8 protein-coding genes are annotated in these 9623 nt (G+C 43.2%); 5 read left to right on the top strand and 3 right to left on the bottom strand.

Annotated elements, in window-relative coordinates; genetic code table 11:
• Positions 1-66: 66 nt before the first annotated feature.
• On the bottom strand, positions 67-1020 hold the full coding sequence (locus tag B3J29_RS14975; protein WP_034701345.1) for a LysR substrate-binding domain-containing protein: 954 nt from the start codon (positions 1018-1020) through the stop codon (positions 67-69).
• Positions 1021-1281: 261 nt separating this feature from the next.
• Here B3J29_RS14975 and B3J29_RS14970 point away from each other — a divergent pair, with 261 nt between their 5' ends.
• From B3J29_RS14970 to epmA, 5 genes are all read left to right on the top strand, one after another.
• A complete protein-coding gene (locus tag B3J29_RS14970; RefSeq protein WP_034701343.1) occupies positions 1282-2505 on the top strand; it encodes an acyl-CoA dehydrogenase in 1224 nt (407 codons plus the stop codon).
• 225 nt (positions 2506-2730) lie between these two features.
• Positions 2731-4161, top strand: a complete 1431-nt coding sequence (locus tag B3J29_RS14965; RefSeq protein WP_034170975.1) for an MFS transporter — start codon at positions 2731-2733, stop codon at positions 4159-4161.
• 55 nt (positions 4162-4216) lie between these two features.
• Positions 4217-5470, top strand: a complete 1254-nt coding sequence (locus tag B3J29_RS14960) for a CaiB/BaiF CoA transferase family protein (protein WP_034170974.1) — start codon at positions 4217-4219, stop codon at positions 5468-5470.
• A gap of 167 nt (positions 5471-5637) precedes the next feature.
• Positions 5638-6705 carry a 4-phosphoerythronate dehydrogenase gene (locus B3J29_RS14955; protein ID WP_034701341.1) on the top strand — a complete coding sequence of 356 codons (1068 nt, stop codon included), beginning with the start codon at positions 5638-5640 and terminating at the stop codon, positions 6703-6705.
• Positions 6702-7682, top strand: a complete 981-nt coding sequence (gene epmA, locus B3J29_RS14950) for an EF-P lysine aminoacylase EpmA (protein ID WP_034701339.1) — start codon at positions 6702-6704, stop codon at positions 7680-7682. Before B3J29_RS14955 ends, epmA begins: the two co-directional genes overlap by 4 nt.
• A 39-nt stretch (positions 7683-7721) precedes the next feature.
• Here the strand turns inward: epmA and B3J29_RS14945 are convergent, their stop codons facing one another.
• Together B3J29_RS14945 and B3J29_RS14940 are read right to left on the bottom strand one after the other, a co-directional pair.
• Entirely contained in the window at positions 7722-8162 is a 441-nt protein-coding gene (locus B3J29_RS14945; RefSeq protein WP_034701336.1) for a GNAT family N-acetyltransferase, read from the bottom strand.
• Positions 8163-8323: 161 nt separating this feature from the next.
• Complete coding sequence (locus B3J29_RS14940; RefSeq protein ID WP_004784716.1) at positions 8324-9556, bottom strand: multifunctional CCA addition/repair protein; 1233 nt, start codon at positions 9554-9556, stop codon at positions 8324-8326.
• Positions 9557-9623: the final 67 nt, after the last annotated feature.

Below are 9623 nucleotides of genomic sequence, written 5' to 3'. Positions count from 1 at the left end.
CGCTTCCGCCAGATACGAAAAACCCCGATCATTGATCGGGGTTTTTTATTGTCTATTCATTGGGGTTTATAGCGCAGACTCAGATGGAAGGCTGCCTTGAATTTCCTGTTGTATCCAGGCAACAAATTTTTCAATCAGCGGTGAGCTTTCCTGACTGGAATGAACCAGATAATAGCCTCGTTTCCTTTCTAAGGTCTTGCTGGACACCAGTACCAATTCCTGTCGCTTTAATTCTTTTTCAATCAGCATTTGTGGGATCAAGGCCATTCCTATGCCATGACTAGCCACTACAGCGAGCATGGAAAAAAGTTCATGTCGTTGCCCCTGAAAAGGATTCGGATGCTGGATCTGATGCAGCTTGAACCAGTCTTCCCAGATGTTCGGCCGGGTAGTTTGCTGTAATAAAGGGAGTTGAACCAGTTGTTCAGCACTTAAGTCATAGCTGTAGTCATTAATCTTCTGTGCATCGGGAAAATACTGTTGAATCAGGTTAGGCGCACAGACAGCAACTACATCTTCATGCATTAGAAAATGGCTATGCGTACCAGGCCATTGTTCAACCTGTTGAGGAGTTCCTGCATAAATGGCAGCATCGAAAATCTGTTCTTGAAACAGAAAAGGGCGGGTGCTGGTTTCTAGATGTACCGTAATTTCAGGATAGAGTCGATTAAAGCTCTGGAGTTTAGGTAATAGCCAGCGAGTCGCAAACGTAGGCACTACGCCCAGTTTTAAAGTACCACCGCGGCCTTGATGCGTTATGACATCTAGTGTTGACTGTTCCAGTCCTTTGAGATGCGGAGTGATACTCTTTAAATATTGTTGTCCAGCATGATTGAGTTCTACACCATGCCGCGTACGAGTAAATAAAGCTGTACCTAAATACTCTTCCAGTTGCTGGATCTGACGTGAAACTGCACTTTGGGTTAAAAACAGTTCCTGCGCAGCATAGGTATAACTGGCATGACGTGCAGCAGATTCGAAACAGATCAGCGCTTGCAGGGAGGGTATTTTTCTACGCACCTGTTCATCCTTGAACTTAAAATGGTCAGATATCAATAAATGGTATATCACTCTTATACTACTATACGACTTTAGTATAAAAAACAGGCAAATTAGCTAAGGAGATAATTTCTAAAAATACCAACTTATATAAGGTATGCGTAAATTGCATAGCTGCATGCAAATTTATTGTTTGAACAAGTCATGATTCATGCCTAGAGTCAATCTGAAGGATAAAACAACATCATCTAATAGATAGATGAAGGATTGGCAGGGAATACTATGAATCAAATGGTCGATACGAAAAAAACCAGCAAAGTCTATTTTAACTGGCAGGATCCGTTCTTACTGGAGCAGCAACTGACTGAAGAAGAACGCATGATCATGGAATCTGCGCGTGCATATTGTCAGGGACAGTTACAGCCGCGTGTATTAGAGCAGTTCCGTCATGAGAAAACAGATCCAACCATTTTCCGTGAAATGGGTGAACTCGGTCTGCTGGGTCCAACCATTCCTGAGCAATACGGCGGTGCCGGCTTAAATTATATCAGCTATGGTCTGATTGCCCGTGAAGTAGAACGTGTGGATTCAGGTTATCGTTCTATGGCCAGTGTGCAAAGTTCTCTTGTGATGGTGCCAATCAATGAATTTGGTTCTGAAGAACAGAAACAGAAATATTTGCCAAAACTGGCGACCGGTGAATATATCGGCTGTTTCGGTCTGACTGAACCAGATCATGGCTCAGATCCGGGCAGCATGATTACCCGTGCGAAAAAGGTGGATGGTGGTTACCGTCTGACGGGCGCCAAAATGTGGATTACCAACAGTCCGATTGCTGATGTCTTTGTGGTTTGGGCAAAAGAAGTGTCTCCTGAAGGCAATGTCGGTGATATTCGCGGCTTTATTTTAGAAAAAGGCTGGGAAGGGCTTTCTGCACCAGCGATTCACGGTAAAGTTGGCTTACGTGCTTCGATCACCGGTGAAATCGTGATGGACAATGTTTTTGTTCCAGAAGAAAACGCATTCCCCGAAATTCGTGGTTTAAAAGGTCCATTTACCTGTCTGAATAGTGCCCGTTACGGTATTGCTTGGGGTGCGATGGGCGCAGCTGAATTCTGCTGGCACACTGCTCACCAGTACACCATGGATCGTAAACAATTTGGCCGTCCATTGGCTGCGAATCAGCTAATCCAGAAAAAACTGGCAGACATGCAAACTGAAATTGCATTAGGTCTACAAGTGGCTTTACGTTTTGGCCGCATGAAAGATGAAGGCATTGCTTCAGTAGAAGGTACGTCCCTGATCAAGCGTAATAACTGTGGTAAAGCTTTAGACATTGCCCGTTTAGCGCGTGACATGATGGGCGGAAACGGGATCTCTGATGAATTCGGTGTAGCTCGTCATCTGGTAAACCTGGAAGTGGTCAATACTTATGAAGGTACACACGATGTACACGCCTTGATTCTAGGTCGTGCGCAAACGGGTATTGCTGCTTTTTCTAATTAATTCATTTTATAAATCAGAGATGCTCAGGGTTGAGCATCCTTAGGGCCTTTTGTCCCTAAAATTAATCAATAACTTAAATAAAGGATTCATCGTGAAGCTTTCTTGTAATTCTCAGTATTAGTAAGCAAAGTTCAAAAGATACAAGCAGAAAAAGAATAAAGAACACTGCTGAAGAACTGAAGACAGAGGAATGTCGGTGACTCATTTGGGAAAATGAGGTAATACATGAAAAATGAAAATCAAAATAGTATCCATCAGGACGCTGTCATTTTAGGCTTAAAACTGCCTAAGAACGTTGGAACGGCCCATCGTATTCATACCCATACTTGGAAATTAGCTTTTATATTTGCATTTGTCTCGTTGGTAATTGACGGCGTTGACATCATGCTGCTGTCGTTTAGCTTGACCAGTCTGAAAGCAGAATTTGGTTTGACCTCGTTTCAGGCTGGAATGTTAGGTAGTTCTTCATTAGCAGGAATGGCACTAGGCGGCATTACGGGTGGTTGGACTTGTGATAAGTTTGGACGAGTGAAAACGATTGCGTGGTCAGTCGTATTTTTCTCAATCATGACCTGTATTTTGGGACTTACTCAAAGTTATGAGCAGTTTATGGTGCTTCGCTTTATTGGGGCATTTGGGTTGGGTTCATTGTACATGGCTTGTAATACGTTGATGGCAGAATATGTACCGACTAAATATCGTACTACTGTGCTGGGTACACTCCAGACAGGTCAAACCGTAGGTTATATTGTAGCAACCTTGTTGGCAGGTTCGATTATTCCGGATTATGGTTGGCGTATGTTGTTCTACGTAACGATTATTCCTGCTGCCTTTGCACTAATGTTTATGCGTTTTGTTCCAGAGCCAGCTTCATGGCAGGAAGCTAAAATTGAACAGGCTAAGCGTAAAGCACTGAATCTTGATATTCTCGAAACTCCTATTTCTCCCCAACAGCCATCAGAAAGCATTTATAAGCGTATCTTTGGGCATCAGTTGCATCGACGTATGTTCCTATTATGGATGACTACAGCTGCATTCCTACAGTTCGGTTACTACGGTGTTAATAACTGGATGCCGACCTACCTTGAAACTGAACTTAATATGAATTTTAAGGCCTTAACAGGCTATATGGTAGGTGCCTATACGGCCATGATCTTAGGTAAGATTCTTGCTGGTTATGCGGCAGATAAATTTGGACGCCGTATTACTTTTGTATTTGGTACAGTGAGTACTGCAGCTTTCTTGCCCATCATTATTTTCTATAACAACCCAACTAATATTGCCTATTTATTGATTACCTTTGGTTTCCTTTACGGCATTCCATATGGTGTCAATGCGACTTACATGGCTGAGACTTTCTCAACAGATGTACGTGGCACAGCAATCGGTGGAGCATACAACATGGGACGCCTTGGCGCGGCAATTGCTCCAGCAACGATTGGATTTATCGCAGCAGGTGGTTCTTTTACTATGGCATTTATCGTCATGGGAACTGCGTATTTCATTGCAGGGGTGATTCCAGGCCTGTTTATTCGTGAACGTCAATATGATCCTCAACAGACTAGTTTGGTGAAGACGGCAGAAGCAGAACAAAGCGATTCTATCTCATCAGTCGATACTAAGAAACCAACTCGTCCAGCCACAGCAAGTCAGTAATTATAAAAGAATGAAATGGTCGGGATGTAGCCCGACCCCTTAAAGAGGAATGAGCATGAGTGCATTAAAAGGAATACGTGTACTAGATTTAAGCCGAGTCTTGGCTGGACCATGGTGTGGCCAGATTCTGGCCGATTTAGGTGCTGAAGTTATTAAAATTGAACGTCCTCAGTTAGGAGATGATACCCGTATGTGGGGACCACCATGGATGCTGGATCAGCAGGGCCAAGTGACACGCGAATCAGGCTATTTTCAATGCGCTAACCGTAATAAATATTCAGTCGCAGTTGATATTGCAAGTGTAAAAGGACAAGAGATTATTCAGGAAATTGCTAAAACTGCTGATGTCGTAATTGAAAACTATAAGGCAGGCTCATTGGCAAAATATGGTCTAGACTATGCCAGTCTAAGTAGGTTAAATCCAAAGCTGGTATATTGTTCAATTACAGGCTTTGGTCAAGATGGACCACGTGCCGAAGAGCCGGGTTATGATTTTATTATCCAAGGCATGTCAGGTTTGATGAGCATAACTGGTGAAAGAGATGGAGAACCATGTGCAGGTGCACAAAAAGTTGGAGTAGCCGTAGTAGATATTCAGACCGGACTCTATTCAACTATTGCCATACAGGCAGCCTTACTGGCACGCCAGCACACAGGACGAGGACAATATATTGATATGTCTTTACTGGATGTACAGGTGGCCACATTGGCTAATCAGGGTATGAATTATTTAACGTCAGGTGTGGCACCAAAACGAATGGGAAATAATCATCCCAATATCGTTCCCTATCAAACTTTTAAAGCCAAAGATAAAGAATTTATTATTGCTTGCGGTAATGATAAGCAGTTCAAGGATCTATGTATAGCTATTAATTTACCTGAACTTTTAGAGGATAAAAAATTCCAGCGTAATCAGGATCGGGTGAAACATCGCGATGAACTTATTCCTTTATTGTCAGAATATTTTCTCGCAAAAAATGCCAAAGACTGGGTCGATGCCATACATGCAGTAAAAGTACCGGTAGGCATAATTAATTCGATAAAGGATGCGCTGGCTGAACCACAGATTAAGTATCGGGAGATGGTGGTTAATATTCCACATATGCTAAATGATCAGTTCAAAGTTATTGCTTCGCCAATCAAACTTTCGGACACGCCGGTAGAATATCGACATGCACCGCCACAGTTGGGTGAACATACCGGTTTAATCTTATCTAGGTTTAAAAATTCTGAGGAATTAGCTGTATTAAAAAATGAAGGCATTATTGATGGTACAATTCATAACTTAGTTGAAGATTCAGTAGTCTAACCCTGCGTCATTTTCTTACTCCAATTACACTCCTTTGCCGAAGTGATGTTTGACTTTGGCATTTTTTATATCTCTATGTTTGCAAGAATTCATCTAAAGCTTGAGTGAAAATAGTCACATCCCGGTTGACGCGGTATGATAGACAGATTCAGTCATTGGAACAGATTATGAAAATTGTCGCAGATGAAAATCTGGCATTTACCGATTATTTCTTTGCAGAATTTGGTGATATTCAGCATCGTGCAGGAAGAACTCTCACTGCGGAAGATGTAAAAGATGCCGAGGCTTTATTGGTTCGTTCCGTGACCAAAGTCAATGCAGCACTCGTACAGGACAGTAAGATTAAATTTGTTGGCAGTGCCACTATTGGTACAGATCATCTGGACATTGCTGCACTAGAACAACAGAACATTCGCTGGAGCAATGCACCCGGTTGTAATGCACAGGCGGTGGCTGAATATGTGATTACGGCTTTATTGCATTTACAACTCCAATTGATTAATGCAAATAAAGAATTCACCTTGGGTATTGTGGGTCTAGGAAATGTCGGTTCACGTTTGGCAACAATGGCCAAATTGCTGGGTTGGAATGTGATTGCCTACGATCCCTTTGTGCAACGTGATCAGGTTCATCAGGTTGAATTTGAAGAATTGCTAAAAGCAGCAGATGCCATTTCCATTCATGTGCCTTTAACCAAAACAGGTCAGCATCCGACTTATCATTTAATTAATGCTAATGCTCTTGGACAAATGAAGCCGGAAGCCATTTTAATTAATTCAGCGCGTGGGCCAGTTGTTGAAGAAGCAGCATTAATTGCTGATATTCAGACAACTCAACGTCAGGTTGTACTGGATGTCTTTGAGCATGAACCGGAAATTTCTGAACAGCTGCTGAATCTGATTACCTTGGTGACGCCACATATTGCAGGTTATAGTCTGGAAGGTAAGGCACGCGGTACTCAAATGATTTACGAGGCATTTTGCCAGACTTTTGGCTTTGAGATTAATAAGCAGTTTGAAAGCCAATTGCCTGTCTGTGAGCAGCTTTTCCAGAATCAGGATTTAAAACTGGCGCTACAACAGCATTTAACCCAGATCTATGATATCGCCCGTGATGATGCCAATCTGCGTGCTTGTTTAAAAGATGGCAAAGTCGATCAGAAAGCATTTGATCATTTACGCAAGACTTATCCTTTACGCCGTGAATGGGCCGCTCATGGAGGGCCAAAGGCATGAGTCAAACAGTATCTTATCAACCGACCTGCGACTTAAAAGCCATTAAAGCACGTGCCCACATGTATGCCCAGCTCCGTCAATTTTTTGCTGAACGTGACGTGCTGGAAGTGGAAACCCCGATTTTATCTCAGGCTGGTGTGACCGATGTGCATCTGGCTTCGATTCAGGCCCAGCGTCATGTCATGGGTAAGCTCAGCACACATTATCTACAGACCTCACCTGAATTTGCCATGAAACGTTTATTGGCCAGTGGCAGTGGGCCGATTTACCAGATATGTAAAGTATTTCGGGATGATGAACACGGCCGCAAGCACAATAGTGAATTCAGCATGCTGGAATGGTATCGACCAGGCCTTAGTCTGAAAGATCTGATGTTTGAAGTGACGAATCTGTTAAATGTGACACTTAAGGCCCGTTTTGGGGAAATCCGTCCCACTGTGCTCAGCTATAAACATGCCTTTATGGATCGCTTGGATCTCAATCCTTTACAGGCCACTTTGCAGCAACTCAAAGATTGTTGTCGCCGGGTAGGTCTCAATCTGGACTTGGGTGATGACCGTTTAGGATATATCGACCTTTTATTCTCGCATATGGTCGAGCCAAGCCTAGGGTTCGATACGGCTGTATTTCTGACAGATTTTCCACCGGAACTGGCATCATTGGCTAAAACCAGAATCGATGAAGATGGGGAGCTGGTTGCAGCCCGTTTTGAGCTGTATATCGAAGGGCTGGAACTGGCCAATGCTTATGATGAGCTGATTGATGCTGAAGTTTTACGTTCCCGCTTTGAAGCAGATAATGCAGAACGGGCAGCGCTTGGCTTGCATGTCATGCCGATTGATGAGTATTTGCTGGCGGCATTGCCACAAATGCCGGAATGTTCAGGTATTGCCCTAGGTCTTGATCGCTTGCTGATGATTGCAACCAATCAGATGAAATTGGAAAAAGTGATTACTTTCCCTGCTGAAATTTCATAAATTAAATCCACGATTGATCAGCTGGTTACGACTGGCTGATCACTCCAGATGCTTACGAAATCCAATACTGTAATTGTCAAATCTCAGTCCTTGATAAAAGGCATGCGCAGGATGACGTTCTTCGCGTTTTCCGCTGTTGAGCTGAATCATCTTGAAGCCTTGCTCTTTTGCAATCTGTTCAATAGCAGCCATCAGTTGCTTGCCAATACCTTTTCCACGATGGGCCTGATCAATTACAAAAGCCTGAATCCTTAAATATCCACCGTCAAATTCCCAAGTGTATTCCTGAATAAAACCGGCATAGCCGATCACATGTGAATCCTGTTTTATAACCAGTGTCTGATAATGACTGTCTTGATGGAGATACTCCCAACGCTGTTTGATTTTTTCCAGCGTAGAGGGATAGCCAAGCTGAATCGTGAGTTGATGAACATCATGCAGGTCTCTTTCAAGATCCAGTTGACGGATGAGATAAGTCATTAGACATGTTCTTAGCTAAAAATAATATCAATCATAATCAATATTTACTTTCCTTAAGTGTTGAAATTACACGATAGCTTCAAAGAATTATTGCTATTTATATAGAAAATCGAGATGAGTAAGATTTAAGATATTAAAAGGCTCCCGAAGGAGCCTGATGTTTAAAGTATGGCACTATGCTGTTCTTTCAGTTCTGCCAGAGCGGCAATCCGTCGTTCAATTAGCATCTCACCAATATCCGGACCTTGAATTTCTGGTGGCAAATCTTGAGCTTTAATACTGCGAACCACCTGCATGGCATCCAGCACATATTGAGCCTGAGGATAAGCACGATTTTCCAACCCCAAGCGGCCGCGAGAGTCACATTCACAGGCCTGTACAAACGCTTCAACACGTTCAGGACGACGCAATACATCCAGACGCTGTAATAAACGCCATAAAGTGCCAGGTTTTAAGTTAAAAGCCTGATGGCATTTTAAGTGTTCTTTACAGACCGCCAATGCCAGCTGTTTGGTATGAGTCGGAACTCTTAAACGTTCACACAGCTCATTTACCGGTTTGATCCCACGTTCTTCATGCATGATATGGCGTGGCAATTCTTCCACAGGGGTTAATGCCTTACCCAGGTCATGAACCAGAACCGCAAAACGCACATCCAGACTATAATTTTGGCGGCAGGCTTGCTGTAAAGACATCATGGTATGAATACCACAGTCAATTTCCGGATGATATTCAGGACGTTGCGGAATGCCATATAAGGCATCCAGTTCCGGGAACAGTACTTTTAAAGCACCACAACTACGTAATACTTCAAAATACACATCTGCATCCTGTTCCATCAGTGCGCGTGTGGTTTCTTTCCAGACCCGCTCAGGTGTCAATGCATTAAGCTCGCCCGATTCCGCCAGCTGCTTCATCAGTACCAACGTTTCTTCTGCGATGCTAAAACCCTGATGTTGATAACGCGCAGCAAAGCGGGCAATCCTTAAAACACGTAAAGGATCTTCGACAAAAGCTTCTGATACATGACGCAGTACACGATCAGCCAGATCTTTTTGACCGCCATAAGGATCATAAATCTTGCCTGAATCATCCATGGCCATGGCATTGATGGTCAAGTCACGGCGGATCAGATCCTCTTCCAAGGTAACATTAATATCGGTATAAAATTCGAAACCATGATAACCATAGCCAGACTTGCGTTCGGTGCGTGCCAGAGCATATTCGTCTTTGGTTTCAGGGTGAAGAAAAACAGGGAAGTCCTTGCCAACAGGTTGAAAACCTTCAGCAAGCAATTGTTCCGGCGTCGCGCCGACAACCACATAATCTTTTTCGTGATAGGGGTGTCCAAGTAAATGATCCCGAACTGCACCGCCTACTAAATAAACTTGCATGAAAAAACCTCTATTCTTACAAGCATCATGCTACAGAATAGAGGTTTTCTCAAGTCAAGAAGTTACG

It is taken from the genome of Acinetobacter sp. UBA5984 (assembly GCF_002429925.1).
Classification (GTDB): Bacteria; Pseudomonadota; Gammaproteobacteria; order Pseudomonadales; family Moraxellaceae; genus Acinetobacter; species Acinetobacter variabilis.
Note: the sequence above shows the minus strand (reverse complement) of the source record. Positions and strands in the feature narration are given on the sequence as shown.

Excerpts from the sequence above, each read along its gene's own strand:
- B3J29_RS14970 (WP_034701343.1), top strand. The coding sequence starts at position 1,282 with ATGAATCAAATGGTCGATACGAAAAAAACCAGCAAAGTCTATTTTAAC.
- B3J29_RS14965 (WP_034170975.1), top strand. The coding sequence starts at position 2,731 with ATGAAAAATGAAAATCAAAATAGTATCCATCAGGACGCTGTCATTTTA.
- B3J29_RS14960 (WP_034170974.1), top strand. The coding sequence starts at position 4,217 with ATGAGTGCATTAAAAGGAATACGTGTACTAGATTTAAGCCGAGTCTTG.
- B3J29_RS14955 (WP_034701341.1), top strand. The coding sequence starts at position 5,638 with ATGAAAATTGTCGCAGATGAAAATCTGGCATTTACCGATTATTTCTTT.
- epmA (WP_034701339.1), top strand. The coding sequence starts at position 6,702 with ATGAGTCAAACAGTATCTTATCAACCGACCTGCGACTTAAAAGCCATT.
- B3J29_RS14945 (WP_034701336.1), bottom strand. The coding sequence starts at position 8,162 with ATGACTTATCTCATCCGTCAACTGGATCTTGAAAGAGACCTGCATGAT.
- B3J29_RS14940 (WP_004784716.1), bottom strand. The coding sequence starts at position 9,556 with ATGCAAGTTTATTTAGTAGGCGGTGCAGTTCGGGATCATTTACTTGGA.